The organism is Bacteroides sp. AR20 (assembly GCF_964250605.1).
Lineage (GTDB): Bacteria > Bacteroidota > Bacteroidia > Bacteroidales > Bacteroidaceae > Bacteroides > Bacteroides uniformis.
In genome coordinates this window covers 14,444-30,992 of sequence record NZ_CAXUGK010000028.1, presented here as the reverse complement: position 1 = coordinate 30,992, position 16,549 = coordinate 14,444, and the positions used below count along the sequence as shown (strand labels likewise).

The window sequence follows — 16,549 nt, the reverse complement described above, 5'->3', positions numbered from 1 at the left end:
TACGGAAACGTTTGCATGGCAAGCCAATGTTCCCGTACCACCATGTTTTATGAAAGCCGAATGACAAACTTTTGTAGCCAATCAACCGATTTCCTCGCAAACCCGCATTTCCATACCTTTATACACCACCACAATCTTATGCAACCGGGTGGTGCCGATGCCACGCTTCACCGTTTCCGTCTCGGCATAGCGGTCGGCCTGGGCGATGGCTTCCCGGCGAAGTTCCTCCACACGGGTTTCGGAATCCTTATACTTGGCATATTTCAGTTCTACGATGTAGCTGTGCTTCATGTCGGAGTAGATTTCCAGCATCGGGCAGAGGAAAATATCGACATAACCTTCCTGCGTGTCCTGCTCGGAGACGGGACGGTAGAAACGGTTCTGCGCAGTCATGGCAAGGGTAAAGCCGTGGACGAAGGACTCGCCCTTCTGCTTGTCGCGCTGCGAGGCATAGCGGTGCAGGCAGTCGGCAATGTAGCCGAAGTAGGATTGCCAGTCGCCGTCGTAAGCCAGAGCCGAGGAAAGTTCGCTCTTCTCGTAAGAGCTGAAGCTCAGGTCGGCCTCGTCGTAAGTATTCAGCAGATAGGTATAGAGCTGTTCCTGCACCACCATGTTGGGGATGGTGAGCCTTGTCTTTCCTTTATACGTGCCGCTGATGGTGAGCATTCCGAAGTAGTAGAGCAGACTGACGAAGTTGTCGGGATTGGTGATGCTGACGGCAGGGAAGCTGTCTTTCAGTTCGCCCGTGATGAAGCCCTGGCTTACGAGGGTTTGGATGACGGAAGCATCATGGGCAAATTCCTTGTCCTTGCGGATGAGCATGCGCAGCTTTTCGTAGTCGATGCGGATATTGCTCTCTATCATGTTGCGTGGCGCTTTGCCATCGTCAATGTAGTTCTTGACGAAGTAAAGCACCATATTGGAATTGTACATGGTGGTTTCACCGTAACATTCCTGCGCGAAGCAGTAGTTGTCGTACCACGGTTTCATCATCTCCATCAACTCGTCCACGCTGTGGTGGAAGGGGCTGTTTGCTGAATAATAGGCCAACATTTCGCGCACCTCCTCCTCGGTGAATCCCATCATCTGGTTGAACTTCGGCGCGAGGGAATAGTTGGTGCCGATGTTGAATCCGCTGCTGAGGTCGTCCATCGTCACGGGGCTTACGCCGGTGATGAAACAACGTTTGATGCATGAATCCGTTCCTGCTTTCACCTTGTTGAAGAAAGCGCGCAGATAACCTTCGCCATGCGTCTCGTCCGTATATCGGCGCAGGCTTTCGGGACTGGAAAGGATGGTGTTGGTGAAGTGGTCGTACTCGTCGATGAAGAGATACATATCCTGTCCGGCACGTTCACAAGCCTGACAGAGGAAGTCCAGCTGCTCCACGGCTCCGTTCGCCTTGCGCAGTCCTTCCAGAGTGTCTTGCGGAAGGAGGTCGGCGTATATCTTGCAGAAGTTCTCGAAAGTAATGCCGCAATGCGCATCCAGCCCTCTGCGGTAGTCGTTCAGCTCGCCGCCGATGCCGGAGAAGTTGAGATGGAGCACCAGATAGCTGTTGCGGCTCGGCGTGGGATGCTGCCCGATGTACAGGTCACCGAAAAGGGCTTCGAACTTGTCACGGGTGCGCACGTCGTAGTATTGTCTCAGCAAGTTCAGCGTGAGGCTCTTGCCGAAGCGGCGCGGACGGATGAAGAAGAAGAAGCGGTCCGCCTCCTCTATCATGGGGATGAAGCGGGTCTTGTCCACATAATAATAATTGTCTTGGCGGATATCCGCGAAGTTCATCATGCCGTAGGGAAGTCTCTTTCTGCCGGGTACTATGTATTTCAATGGGTCCATCTGCTGTCCTCCTGTTGTTTTTTCTATTCAATCAGCCACTTTTGGCATCAACGACACAAAGATAGCAAAAGTTCTTGTAGAGAGGCGCATTGCTGCTGATTTTTCAAGTTTTCCTCCACGGCTCTTTCATTTAGAGGAGTTGTCGGGAGCTAGAAGGAGTTATCGGGAGTTAAAGGCCGATACTCTTGTTGATATATAACGATACTACCGGCTTCCAACTCCCTTTAACTCCCGATAACTCCTTCTGACTCCCTTAAATGAAAGAGCCGTGGTTTTCCTCGGTTTAGCTTGACCGATTGTAGAATAAACGATAAGGATTACGAATCAAGAAACACGGATATGACAACAGAACCAAATCAACTTGCGGAACTTCAATATGGTTGCGAGGTTGCTCTCCCTTGGCGTTCATCATCGTCAAGGCAAGCATCCTTATGCTTCAGCACCGTTTTCCTTTGATAAAAACGCCTACAGGGCTGACGCATTATAGTTTTTACCATAAATATTTTCTATGTTGTATTCCTAATAATTGAATACCTTTTTATTTGTTATTAACTTTATAAATCAATCACTTACGTTTTTTGAGTTCACAAAAAGAAACAATATTCATCCCGATTGCGACTAAAGCCACAACCTATGAACTAACCCAAAGCCGTAAGCCTTGTGTCGTTTAAAATTAAATAAAAGCCCTATTAGACAAACTTCTATAAGTTGTACCACAATGTATGCAGCCAACAATTTACTTCTTCAGAATAATAGGTAGGACGCAACAATCTATTTAGAGATGCAACCTTGAAGGTTCATCATAATTTATGCAGGAGTCGTCCCGGTTGAAATTTGCCTGAAGGGCTCTTTTATATTTTCTGTCAGTAACATCTGTCATGCTCATACTTTTTTCCACTTTTGAGTATAATCAGTATTCTGTTTGACAATTTACGGGTTATGCGGATTATCGCCTCTTGCGGCAACATACGCTTGCAATACTCTCCGTAGGCAGCGGCCAATGCCCTGTCTTGCCGTATGGCTACCAAGGCGCTCTCCACCAGTAAAGGGCCAAGCCGCTTATTTCCTCTGAACGTCATCTCGCCGTGACTTGTCTTTTCACCGCTGCTATGGCTTGTAGGTACCAGTCCCAGATAGGAGGCGAATTGTCTTTCATTACGGAAGCGGTGAATGTCACCTATCTCTGTCAAAAGGCACATGCCTGTAATCATACCAATACCGGGAATGGAGACGATGTTCTCGTATGCTTCCCCATAACGCCCGTTACGGGATAACGTACGTACCAGACGGGTAATCTCAAGGAGACTCTTACGAAACAACTCCACTTGTCTCAACAACAGATCCAGTGAATTTCGACTTTCTGATAACAGTTGTACATCTTCATGTACCCATTTAAGATAGCGTTTCGACCAATGAGACTTTGAGTTTTGAAAACATTCAGGATAAATAACTCCGTTATTATAAAGCAGGTGCTTCACTCGTGACTTGTAACCGGAAAGTTGCCGTTTCAAAGTTATACGCAAACGCATGACGTTACGGTCATCAAGAACCTCTTTCTTAGGGATGTAAATACCCCGAAGCAGACCGGACTTCAAAGCCCTCGCTATTTTGGTGGAGTCAATGGCATCTGTTTTCATCACGGATTCGTATTGTCCCGTCGGAATATCGGCAGCATGAACCGGAAGACATTCTATACCAAAATCCAACAATGAATAATAAGTGGAGAAGCCACTGAAACCGGCCTCATAAGCGGACAGATAATTACCGTTGGGATAATGTTTCTTCAAATGTTCAAAGAGCGCTTGGGCGGAAGACTGCTGGCTGTGCTTTTTCAAGCAACCGGATTCGGTGAGGATTGACACATGCCAAGTCTTCAAATGAACGTCAATACCTATATAGATATTTTGACCTTCAAAATTTAATTCTTTTCTTTGCACCATAGGTGTAATAGTTTTAATTACTGAATATTGAATCTTGTCAATTACAAATTTAGTAATTCAATTATTGCGCCTATTTTACTTTATCTAAAATTCATTGGTCGGGGAGCGCCCAGCGGCAAGGGGCGGGACCACCCGTCCCGACAAGCGAATATTTTCAGCATTTACAAACATAGTAACTATTATAATTCTATTAAAAGCATACTTTATATGCTTGATAACTAATAGACAAAACGCTTTCATACATCATCTAAAATCCTTATCTTTATAAGCAATTAAGAAACATAAGTTGACAAGAACAATGGCAATATTTAGTATCTGTAAACAAATCAATGACCCTCGTATTGACAGAAAACGTGTACATTCTGCCGATGCCATCGTTTATATCGCCATGGCTGCTGTCATATGTGGCGCGGAGTCCTGGTATGAGATAGAGGATTTCGGCAATGCCAAGATTGACTTTTTCCGCGAGCGTCTTCCCGGATTGGAATCCATCCCCAGCCATGATACCTTCAACCGCTTTTTCAGCGCTCTGAACCCTGAGTATTTCGAACGTATTTTCCGGCACTGGATGTTTGAGATTTGTGAGAAATATGAGGGTGTCGTGGCCATTGACGGCAAGACCATCCGTGGTGCCAGCAAGTGTACCTCTTCCCACCCCGCCGGGAATCCCGGATTTAAGCTCCATATGGTCAGTGCCTGGGCTACAGCTAATGGAATCAGCCTTGGACAACTGAAAGTCAATGAGAAACATAACGAGATTGTGGCTATCCCCTTGTTGCTGGAAGCATTGGACTTAACCGGATGCCTTGTAACCATTGATGCAATGGGCTGTCAAACGGATATTGCCAAAAAGATAATAGAGTGTGGGGCGGATTATGTCCTGGCTCTTAAAGAAAACCATCGGAATCTTTATAATACAGTCAAAGGATGGTTCGATGATTTGGACAAGAAGAATATAGATGTCAACAAGGCTTATTATGCCACCAGATACGGCAAATACATAACGGAGGAAGAGGCTCATGGCAGACACGAACGCCGTGAGTGTCTTGTGTACAGTTGCCAGGCGTTAACCGGGATGTTAAAGGATTGGAAGGGATTGAAGGCAGTTGTGAGAATCTCCTCGCAAAGAACCATCAGGACGACAGGCGAGACGACTGTAAACCATAGGTTCTATATCACTTCATTGGGACTTGAGCCTCAAAGAATAGCAGAAGCCATACGGGCACATTGGGCTATTGAGAACAATCTACATTGGCAATTGGATGTCTCCTTTAATGAAGACGCAGGCAGAAAAACGGGCAATGCGGCACAGAATGTTTCACTTATGAATAAAATAGCACTGATGGTCATTAAGAAAAATGAAAGAAAGGGAAGCGTGAAAGGAAAAAGAAAGGCTGCTGGATGGGATGATGAACTTCTTTGTGAACTTTTATCAATGAAATATTTTTAATGCGTCAGCCCTGCCCATATGAACAAGAAAGCCCACCATAGTGAGCCGTTGACAGACAAGGTGCTTCAACACGACAAACCTCTGTGATTCAGCATAGAAAGCAAAGGGGTATACATCTTTCTTGCCATTGTTTTTCCCGGATGCCACGAAGCGAGCGGACGATACGCTATGAGAGTAACGCCTTACCCTCATGCTGCCCTCATGGTTACCCTCATAGCTGTATGCCCGATGGACAAAGGGATGCAGCACATTATGAGGGCATGAGGGTAAAAGTGCGCTCAACTTTTTGTCGGGGCTGAGCTGAATCTTGAGCAAATACTGCATCACAAACAATGCAATTATCTCTCAAGTTTTCTTATAAGTACTGATTATAAACCAAGTATGTCGCCATAATTAGCTTATACTATCCGTATTCAGCGTAGCGAAGAATCTCTTCTCTGCGTATTCATAAAGAAAGTAGATTCTTCGCTACGCTCTGACTATACCTTGATGAAATAATCAGAAGAGGTTTTGAGCGAAGCTAATGACAGATACCGATAATATAAAAGAAATAAAAGAACATACTTATAAAAGAATAAAGTCCCGGTTAAATGGAAAGAGTCCGGTACAATACCGAACTCTTTCTATAACCGGTTAATGTTTAACCTGTCCAACTTTTGGGGCGCACTTCACCTGCAGCCCTTTTCATTATAATACTTTATATTCTTTCAGCACATTGTTCTTACTGAATACTCCCGGTATTGTCCTTGAAGTTTAACTTCACTGTTTGTCCGGCAGCTACCTTAACGGCATCCTGATCATTGCCTTTACCGCGGAATAGAATCTTGCCATCAAAAACATTAAATTCAGTTTGCCACCAATCGCAGTTCTCCAATTTTACACACATACGCAAATTCCCTTCTTTGCATACCGGAGACACATACTCACCTTCTGCATTCAATTTGAATTTATCAACATCTGCCAACTGAGCATCCCATCCACCAGCTGCTGCATCACCAATCAAGTAAGGCTCCGGTTCAGAAAGAACAATCTTTCTGTTTATGCTCTTCTTATCCGCAGAAAGTGTACATATCACTACTATCTGATAATAACCTGATGTACTGATTACCAAATTAGCTCCACCTGCCGGATATTCGCCATACCCTTTGGGTTCTTCGTTTTCAGCTCCAAAGTTGTCACCAGTATCCCAGCTCATTTCATTATTGAACTTAACGCCTTGACCTGCTTCAATATAATAGATTCCCCAGAACATACCATCGTGACTATGTACCGGTATCATTTCCGGTGCATTTTCCCACTTCCAATCCCATGGTGCACCAACAACAAACATCTTTTCGGGTAACGTAGCACTTGAAGTGTCTTCTGCCGTACAAATAGCCTGAGCAGAAAAAACACCGGTGCGTAAATCCAGTTTCAATGTAACATCATAAATGCCAGCTTTACCTACAGTAAAGTTATCCCCTCCACCTTTACATTCACTGAATGCCTCGGAAATAGCACCTTTTGCGACGGCTCCCATATTTGAGTGCATCTTCACTGTTGCCCCTTGATAAGGAATATCCACGCCCCAATTATGCAAGTAACGGAACTTCATTTCTTTCTTATCCAGTGTTACATCTTTTATAGTATACTCCACAGTAGCCTGAGCTTCATTCAAAGCACCCGCCATAGCAGTTTCATCATTCCACTGCTGAGGAGTTGCATCACCAATAATACCAAAATCAGTAGGGATAACCGTAAGCTGATTATCAGCCTTATTAAAAGCTACATAATATAATCCGTCTTTCGCAACCGTGAACGGGCTACCACCTACGGTCAATCTATAAGTCGGAGCCGGAGTCGTAGCAACAGATTCTCCACTGCCATAATTGATTTCATTGCCTTCAGAATCCACCTCCAACATAGTGAAACTCCCTGATGATTTGAGCCATGTATAGATTCCTACAATATTAGTTCCTTCCGGAGCATTGTCAAACGCTGGAGTTGTCAATTGAGAGGAAGTGGCAGCCGCACTATAAATTGTAGCATCACCCGTAATATACAATCCTGTCGGAACAGCCGTAATCACCTTCCAGTTATCATTTCCTTCTTCACAACTTGTCCCTACTGCCAGTAGCAATAAGAGTGTTGCTATATATTCAAATACTTTTTTCATTTTATCAAGTATTAAATCATTAAACATTAGTAACCGTAATTCTGAGTCAACTTAGTATTCAGACTTAAAACATCTTCATGGATAGGAAACACGGTAGTATATCCGTTAGCTTCACCCTGTAGTTGAGGTCTGTCAGTGTAGGCACGTGTAAACTTACCAAAGCGTACCAAATCTTGGCGGCGCAAACCTTCCCAAGCAAATTCCCTCAGACGCTCTGCCAACAATGTTTCAAGGTTAGCTACTACATCTGTACTTGCTCCAGCGCGAGCACGAACTTCATTCAGTTCAACATTTCCACTTTCGCCATTTCTTACCTTTGCCTCACTTATCATCAATAATACATCAGCATAACGGAACAAAACGATGTCATTCGTTTGCAATTTACCATCATTGGTTGCAGCTGCATCCAGTTCGTATTTTTTCATGCGTGCACCGGCAGTTTTTTCAGAAGCCTTACCAGACATATCCAATGAAATTTCAGCAGGAAGATACTCCAAATCTGTTCCATCATCCAATTTAATAATACCTTTCGGTCCTTCTACTTTACCGGCATAATAGGTAACATCAAAACGTGGGTCTACTGCATTTGTTCCATATCCAAAAGCATCGAGAGCTTCTTTGGTAGCCGAAGAGCCATTCCATCCCCCCTGTCCATAAGCATTACCATGATTATAATGACGGGAACGGATCAAGTTATAGAACTCATTTTTATACAAATTAGGATCCATGGGAATAGTAAGAATGTTCTCTACTGAAGTTTCATTTTTCGTAGAGAAGTTGGAAGCAAAGTTATCGGCCAACTGATAGCCCAACTCTTTAATCTTAGTACCATAAGCAATTGTAGCTTCCCAAGCATTTTTTTCTGCTCCATCCACAGTAAACTTGATAGTTTTCCCATCGGGCTTTGAACCGTCAGTCCAATTATCGTCTGTATAAATTTCGGCATTCAAAGCCAATTTTGCCAATAGAAAGTAAGCAACCGGTTTCGTTATTCTACCGTAATACTCACCCGGCAAGTTGCTATGAGCATCACTCAAATCAGCTACAGATTCCTCAAGTTCTGTTTTCACAAATGTGAATACAACGGAACGTTCAGACTGTTCGACATCAGCCATTGCCGTAGTAGAAGAGGTAACCAACGGCACACGAGCAAACATATCCAACAGATAATAGTAATACAAAGCACGGAATGCGCGAACCTCGGATATATACTTGGGCACAGATGTATTTTCGGGGTCTTTCGCCAAAATTTCATTCAACTTATCCAATGATTTATTGGCTTGAGCAATTACCCTATAAAGATAATCCCATGAACCTTTTACCAAGTCGTTCTTCGTTCCCCATTTATGAAGGAATACATCCTGCCACAACCCTCCATCATACCAGTCACCACCACGTGTAGGGAGAACAGCCTCATCGGTAGTAAAAGTATTCAAGTCATAAAGACCACGGTCAGTACCTTGTAAACCCGATCCACCACCATTAGCACCTACTTGGGTATAGAGCGAAGCTACTGTATTTAAATAGAGTAGCGTAGAATTTTGATATGCCTGTTCCTCCGTAATCTGATCTTTCGGATTCTCTTCCAAAAAAGCATCGCAAGAAGACAAACCGACAGTTGCCACTGTTGAAATCAACAAGCTATATAATATATTTTTTTTCATAATATACATCTAATTAAAAGTTAACACTAAGTCCTAAAGAGTAAGTACGAGACAACGGATAGAAACGTTTGTCATCAACACCCAAATCACCACCTACGGTAGTACTGTTAATCAAAGGAGAAAGCCCTGAGTAGCCGGTAATTGTAGCCAAATTATTTACAGAGAACGTGACACGCAAGGACTTGATAGCTTTCATGTTCTTTGTATTAAGATTCCAGCCCAATGTCACATAATCAAAATGCAAATAGTCACCTTTCTCCAACCAATAGTCTGTCACTGTCTGGTCTTTAATATTCTTCTCTGGAGCTCCTTGCATTACGTTGTATGTGGGGAACTGATTCATATTCATGTAGGATAAAGAGGTACCGTTATATATTTTGTGCCCGAACGCACCATTCATTTGCACCTGAATATCAAATTGTTTATAACGGAAGCTAACATTAGCACCCAATAAAGCTTTAGGCATAGCCTGACCTGCTATATAGCGATCTTTTCCATCTGCAAGGTCAACCCCTTCAACACCATCAATGTCTTGGATGTGGTAAGTATAGTCACCAAATCCATTATCGACCAAACCGTCGCATTTAGGTAAATAGAATACACCCACCGGCTGCCCCACCATCTGATAGATAATCTGATTGTAGCCACCAATGAAGCCAGCACCATTCATGCCACCCAAATTCATATATTCTTTGGCGGTCATAGCTTCACCCATATATGTGCCATTCAACGAGAGCAACTTATTCTGTTGGAAAGCTATGTTAGCGTTGATATTCAACTCCATATCTTTGGTTTTCAGAGGAGTTCCACCCAATGATATTTCAATACCCGTGTTACGCATAGCTCCCATATTGGCAAGCAAAGTAGGATAGGTAAAAGGAGGAACCTTCACATCATAATTGTAAAGCAGGTCGGTTGTCTTTGAATTATAATAATCAAAACCCAAAGTCAAACGTTCGTCAAACATTCCCAAGTCAAAACCAACATCAAAAGTTTTCTTAACTTCCCATTTCAAATCCGGATTATAATTGCGGGTCACCCCCATAGTTACTACAGGAAGGCCATTTACTGTAGTTGTACCATTCGGACTCATCAAAGGCAAAGACATATAGGAACTGATAGCATCCTGATTACCAGCAAGACCATAACCAGCTCTAATCTTCAAATTGCTGATAATATCAATATCTTTCATAAATTCTTCTTCAGAAAGCACCCAAGCCAAAGATGCTGACGGGAAGAAAGCCCATTTGTTGTTTGCTCCAACTTTAGAAGAACCATCTGTACGGGCGTTCACAGTTACAATGTATTTATCGGCATATGAATAATTAACACGTCCCATGAAAGATGCCAAACTCGGATTATTATAATAAGAAGTGTTATTACCCCATTTTAACACTGCACCTGCTTGCAAATTGTTATATAAAAAATCATCAGAACTAAATCCATTCACTGTAGCTCCAAAACCTGTGTTAGTTACCCTTTGAACTTCAGCCAAAGCTAAAGCATTGATGTAATGCTTGCCAAAAGCCTTCTTATAGGTCAACATCATATTCGCCAACATAGATTGCGACTTATTGTCACCACGATAAGCTTCACCACGATTACTCAACCCTGCTTTAATAGAAGTAGGGATGTACTTCTTGTTCTCCTTTACATTGTATGTATAAGAACCAAATGCACTCAATTTCAAATCATCTGTAATGCTATAAGTAATGCGTGCATTCGCATTAATAAATGCATTCGTTTCGCGGTCATCAATATCCAAACGACCTAGCGGATTATGCACCTCATTAGCATTGGCATTTTCATCCCACATTCCCGTCTCAGGATTCTTCACATTCGGGAAAGTGGGGTTATAAGAAGCAGCAGAATAAAATGTTTTTTGATAGTCATTCACATATCTGTTTTCTTTCAATGAACCAAACATGCCGAATTCTAATTTCAATTTATTATTGAACATATTTTGCATTGCATCAATCTTTGCTGTATAATTGCGCATCGTATTGTTCTTTATAATACCTTTCTGGTCAATAACGCCAATAGAAGCGCGATAATTGGAATCCTCATTTCCATTTGAGAAAGACAAACGATGATTCTGAGTATAACCGGACTGTTGCATTTCTTCTATAAAATTCGTATCATACCCTTTATCCAGGATACTGATACCCAAATTTTGAGCAGCAGCTCTATATTGACTCGCACTCAACATATCCAGATTCTTATAAACAGTTTCAATACCGAAACTTCCATCGTAACTCAAACTCTTCACACCATTTTTGCCCTTGATAGTAGTAACTACAATTACTCCTGATGCACCACGTGAACCATACTGAGCTGTTTCAGAAGCATCTTTCAATACTGTAAAATTCTCAATATCGGCAGGAGAAATGGCATTCAACATGTTCAAATCGCCAAACACACCGTCAATAATAACCAAAGGGTCATTGCCTCCGGTCAGAGAAGTAGTACCACGAACACGAATAGCGGGGGCAGCTGTAGGGTCACCACCTGTTTTTTGAATATTTACACCAGCTATTTTGCCCTTGATAGCAGCCAATGGATTAACCACTACACCTGCATTCATTTCTTCACGGCCTACTTTTTGAACGGCACCCGAGATAGTTCGCTGACTACCTGTAGCATAACCAATTACCACAACATCACTAAGTAACTGGGAGTCTTCTTGCAAAATAACATTCACATTAGGAGCTGCTTTTACTTCAGCTGTTAAGAAACCGACAAAAGAGACCTGAAGTATTGCACCACGAGAGGTTTGCAACTGAAAATTACCATCAATGTCGGTGATAACGCCATTAGTTGTACCCTTTTCCAAGACATTTGCACCGATTACCGGTTCGCCTGTCGCATCAGTAACAGTACCTTTCACGGTGATGTTCTGTGCATAAGCGCCAACTGACAAGAACAGCCCTAAAACTAGGGTAAGAATCGTTCGATAGATTCTAGGATTTACTTGCTTCATGCATTTAATAAATTAAAGTTAACAATATTAATTACCTATATATATTATTCGTAAAAATAATTTCGTACTTTTGCTTTCTAATGTCTTTCAAGTACCTAAAGCATGACGCCACAAAAATATGCTTTATTAATTTAGTAAAGTATAAAGAATGTGTAAAATGTGGGGAGCAAACAATGCAAACGATTGCATGCAGTTGCACAATACGAAAAAGTCATTTGATTTTGGCTACTTTGCACCATCATACAATGCATCTGTACACTCCACATACGGCATTCCTGCATGCTATGCATATGTTTATTCAACTGAACCACAGAACTTTTCACCGTCTAACGGCCGTAAAGCAATCTGCCAACGGCCGTCAACAAATCGCCTAACGGCCGTCAACAGATCGGATGATGGCCGTTAAGCACTACACAACATCAAGACAAAACAAAAGAAACACAAAGCTTTTACTGAAGAAATGCCATGCATGTATGAACCAAGCAACATACTTTCAGGATATGAATAACGTGTCTGCACAATATTAATATGCCATTAACACGATATTAACAAAATGGCCGACATGATGTTAACTTATTATATTACAACAAGTTAACATCATGTCAACCCTAAAAACAGAGGTGGAAGCAAAATTTGCTTCCACCTTTTTCTGTTGCTTCCACCGCACCTCAAACACCGATGAACAAAGGGTTACAGAGCAGGTGTGGTAGAGTGGAAGCAAATAGTGCTATTTATTTCTCTGAAGTATAAAGTACCAGCTTTCCGGACTTCAATCCTTTAGCCCTTGCCTCAAACACAATCTCACCGGCTTGCTCGCCACTCTGCACAATAGCCGTCAGCTGACCGCTGAAAGCCGGCATCTTGGGCAAATGGAACAAATCGAGGCTGGTAGCATCTCCATTGGCAGCAGCGCGATATTTTCCGGCACCCTTCACCGAGAAGTTTACCATGCGGCTGTCTGCCGGACAAAGGTTACCGTCCTTATCCACGACACGGACTGTGATATATGCCAGGTCCTTACCATCGGCAGACAAGCGGGTGCGGTCGGCAACCAGCTCCAGATGATGGGGCTTGCCAGCGGTACGAATCACCTTTTCTTCTGCAGGCTTGCCGGAAGCATCATAAGCCACCACTTTCACTTCGCCCGGTTCATAAGGAACATCCATCCACATCAAGCGATAGCGACGCTGCAAAGCAAGGGAGTCCTGACCTTCCAAAGCACGGCTTTCATCAGCAGTAAGTTTCCGTTGTTTGCCATAACTCTTTCCGTTGACGAACAGTTCGGCACTGGGATAGCTGGTGTAAACAAAAACCGGAGTATTCTCCCCTTCCCTGCCCGGCCACGTCCAGTGCGGAAGGACATGCAAGGTATTTGCCTGCTTGTTCCATAGGCTGCGGTACAGATAGAAACGGTCTTTGGGGAGGCTTGCCAAGTCTATGATACCGAAAACGGAGCTGTGGCTGGGCCAGGAATCCGTACTATAAGGAGAAGGCTCACCCAAATAATCAAAGCCCGTCCAGACGAACTGTCCGATTGTCCAGTCATAATCATCAGCCAAAGCAAAATCCTCATCGGGAAGATTCGACCAGAAACAACACTCCACATCATAACCGGAACACTGATGGTCATCATACATCACACTAGCTCCCTTCTGTACGGGAAATTTATAGACACCACGAGAACTTACAGTGGAAGCCGTCTCCGAACCAAGCACAATATTCTGTGGAAGAGTCTCATAAGACTCCACATAACGGTGAGCCCGATAATTAAGACCGGGTACATCAATCATTGCCGCAAACCCGTTGGCAAGCACGCAAGTTACCTGGTCCATACCGCAAGTAACGGGGCGTGTAGGGTCTTCGCGATGGCAAATATCCTGCAGGAAAGAAGCCACTTTGTAGCCCTCGGGACTACATTGGGTAGGAACCTCATTTCCTATACTCCACATTACCACACAAGGATTGTTCCGATACTGATGCAGCATATTTACCATATCCTTTTCTGCCCATTCGTTGAAATAGCGGTGATAACCATTCTCACATTTGGCAATATCCCATTCATCGAAAGGTTCCAACATCATCATAAAGCCCATCTCGTCACAGAGTTCCACCAATTCGGGTGCAGGCATATTGTGGGAGGTACGGACTGCATCACATCCCATATCCTTCAATAATGTCAACTGACGGCGAAGAGCAGCCACATTGACAGCCGCACCCAACGGGCCCAAATCGTGGTGATTGCATACCCCCTGGAATTTACGGTGCTTACCATTCAGGAAGAATCCCTTATCAGCTATAATCTCAATGCTGCGGATACCAAAACGCGTGGTATATTCGTCAGTCTGTTTGCCATCTACATAAATCTTAGATACTGCCTTATATAAATAAGGTGTCTCAGGAGACCACAGAGACGGAGCATTTATCAGAAAATTCTGCTCAAATGGCTGTCCGTGATTAATTTTCCGGCTATTATCCTTACGGGCTACTATCTTACCGTCCGGCGCAATAATATCAGTAGAAATACGAACATCCGCATCACCGGCATTCCGTATTGTAGTACGCAGACGCACGGAAGCGTATTCAGCAGAAACATGCGGTGTGGTGAGCTGTGTACCCCAAACCGGAACATGGACACGTTCCGTAGTAACCAGGCGGACATTGCGATACAATCCCGCCCCCGGATACCAACGGGAGGACTGGGGTCTGTTTTCCAGACGGACAGCCAGCACATTGTTTTTACCGTCGGCATTCAGCAAACCGGTAACATCGCAATGAAAAGAGTTATATCCGAAAGGCCAGAAACAAGCTTCTTTCCCATTGACATAGACCCGAGCCTCACTCATAGCACCATCGAAAACCAGAGTGACCTGTTTGTCTGCAGAAGCATCAAAAGCCGTACGATACCAACCGACACCCACATAAGGCAACCCTCCGGTACGCCCGGTCTTTACGGAAGCTTGTTTTTCAAGGTCTTGCGTAACCGCTACCTCCTGCAAATCGTTGTTGCGGTCGAACGGACCAAAGATGGCCCAATCATGAGGAATGGTCACTGTTTCCCACTTACTGTCGTCGAAATTTGTTTGTGTTGCTTCGGGAACATCTCCCTTGGTGAACTTCCAGTTCTTTTCCAACAATGCTTCTGTACGCTGCGCCATTGCCGCCAAGGCAAAAAAGGCGCAGCAGGAAAAGATAAGTATTGTCTTTCTCATTCTTCTTTAAAAGATTTTGTTAATATAATTATTTAAAAGCATCCATTATCACAGTGGGGCGGCCGTCTTCAGTGAATGCCCCCAGCCGATATTGGTTCGGCCTGCATTCCGGTTCCCAGTAGAACACGCCCTTGCAGCGTCCACCGGTATTCTCCTTGCACTCTTTCAGGATACGTGCCAGTTGGCGTTTCCCTTCTGCCAGCACGGAAGCACTTGCCAGATTCCCTTTGTCGTCAGCACACTCCATGCCGGTTTCCACCACCATCACGTCACAGTTGTATTTCCGGGCTACACTATTAATATTGGCAATACACTCGGTGATAGTTCTATCAGCTGTATATTCCTTGTGCTCGAGCATCGTCCAGTAAGGATAGAGCGACATGCCTATCATATCCCACTTACCGCCATTGGCTTTCAGTTCATTAAAGAACCAGGTATACAATTCGTTGTCATATCCATTGTCCAGATGGACGATGACAATGGCATCGTCGAAGACGGACTTTACCGCATCGTATCCTACATTGATAAAAGCAGCCAGGTTGGCAAAGTTCTCACGGTATTTCACTTTCTCGGAAGTGCTGTTGGAACCCTTTACATCACATTCCCTCACATCATAGGACGCACCACTCAATGCAGCATCTTCATCCCAAAGCATCCCCGGACGGATTTCATTACCTACCTGAACCCACTTGGGAGTAACTCCTGCCGCTTTCAGCGCATTAAGTACATCGGCAGTATGGTCGGCGATGGCTTTCTTCAAGTCGACCAAGTTCAGTCCTTTCCATGCAGCAGGCTTATGCTGCTGTCCAGGGTCGGCCCACCAGTCACTGTAATGGAAGTCTACCATTACATCCATACCCAGCTCTGCGGCACGCTTGGCTTTCGTCACCAAATCGGCCGTATCGCACCAGTTATCGTGTTCTTTGGGGTCGACCCATACTCTGAGTCGAACCGCATTCAAGCCCAAATCCTTCATCAGCTGGAAACAATCGGTCTCCACACCGGAAGCATTGTAGAATTTCATACCCTTATGTTCCATCTCCGTTACCCAACTGATGTCGGCACCTTTAGCAAAGTCCGTAGCCAGAGGTTCCTCCTTATCGGGAATTCCACCGGCGTTGGGGTCTGTCTCATTATTGCTGCTACATGCAAATACGGCAAAGGCAATACAAAAAAAGAAAGTCAAAAACTTCATGTGTTTCATGGCGTTATCATCATTAATTGCGTACTGCAAATATAAGCATTTAGGAAATATAGAACTACATATCACCTTAATTTGTCAAAATACGGGTGTCCGCAATCGTTTGCA

8 protein-coding genes are annotated in these 16,549 nt (G+C 43.9%); 1 reads left to right on the top strand and 7 read right to left on the bottom strand.

Annotated features, from left to right (window positions below):
* Positions 1-81: 81 nt before the first annotated feature.
* Positions 82-1,842 carry an AAA family ATPase gene (locus ACESTD_RS14140; protein WP_055288572.1) on the bottom strand — a complete coding sequence of 587 codons (1,761 nt, stop codon included), beginning with the start codon at positions 1,840-1,842 and terminating at the stop codon, positions 82-84.
* An 863-nt stretch (positions 1,843-2,705) separates the two neighbouring features.
* A complete protein-coding gene (locus ACESTD_RS14135; protein WP_005835758.1) occupies positions 2,706-3,782 on the bottom strand; it encodes an IS110 family transposase in 1,077 nt (358 codons plus the stop codon).
* 298 nt (positions 3,783-4,080) lie between these two features.
* Here ACESTD_RS14135 and ACESTD_RS14130 point away from each other — a divergent pair, with 298 nt between their 5' ends.
* Positions 4,081-5,232 (top strand): ISAs1 family transposase, encoded by a 1,152-nt coding sequence (locus ACESTD_RS14130; protein WP_005835756.1) that lies wholly within the window; start codon positions 4,081-4,083, stop codon positions 5,230-5,232.
* 721 nt (positions 5,233-5,953) lie between these two features.
* Here the strand turns inward: ACESTD_RS14130 and ACESTD_RS14125 are convergent.
* The 5 genes from ACESTD_RS14125 to ACESTD_RS14105 all read right to left on the bottom strand — a co-directional run bounded on the left by ACESTD_RS14125 (position 5,954) and on the right by ACESTD_RS14105 (position 16,444).
* The gene (locus tag ACESTD_RS14125; RefSeq protein ID WP_005835752.1) at positions 5,954-7,387 is read right to left on the bottom strand and encodes a SusF/SusE family outer membrane protein; all 1,434 of its coding nucleotides are present in this window, start codon (positions 7,385-7,387) and stop codon (positions 5,954-5,956) included.
* Between the two features lie 26 nt (positions 7,388-7,413).
* On the bottom strand, positions 7,414-9,060 hold the full coding sequence (locus ACESTD_RS14120) for a RagB/SusD family nutrient uptake outer membrane protein (protein ID WP_005835751.1): 1,647 nt from the start codon (positions 9,058-9,060) through the stop codon (positions 7,414-7,416).
* 4 nt (positions 9,061-9,064) lie between these two features.
* Positions 9,065-12,031, bottom strand: coding sequence for a TonB-dependent receptor (locus tag ACESTD_RS14115; protein WP_005835749.1), 2,967 nt, complete (start codon positions 12,029-12,031; stop codon positions 9,065-9,067).
* Between the two features lie 731 nt (positions 12,032-12,762).
* Positions 12,763-15,240 (bottom strand): glycoside hydrolase family 2 TIM barrel-domain containing protein, encoded by a 2,478-nt coding sequence (locus tag ACESTD_RS14110; protein ID WP_373158953.1) that lies wholly within the window; start codon positions 15,238-15,240, stop codon positions 12,763-12,765.
* 28 nt (positions 15,241-15,268) lie between these two features.
* Positions 15,269-16,444: a glycosyl hydrolase 53 family protein gene (locus ACESTD_RS14105; protein WP_272195821.1), complete on the bottom strand. Its 1,176-nt coding sequence runs from the start codon at positions 16,442-16,444 to the stop codon at positions 15,269-15,271.
* Positions 16,445-16,549 lie beyond the last annotated feature (105 nt).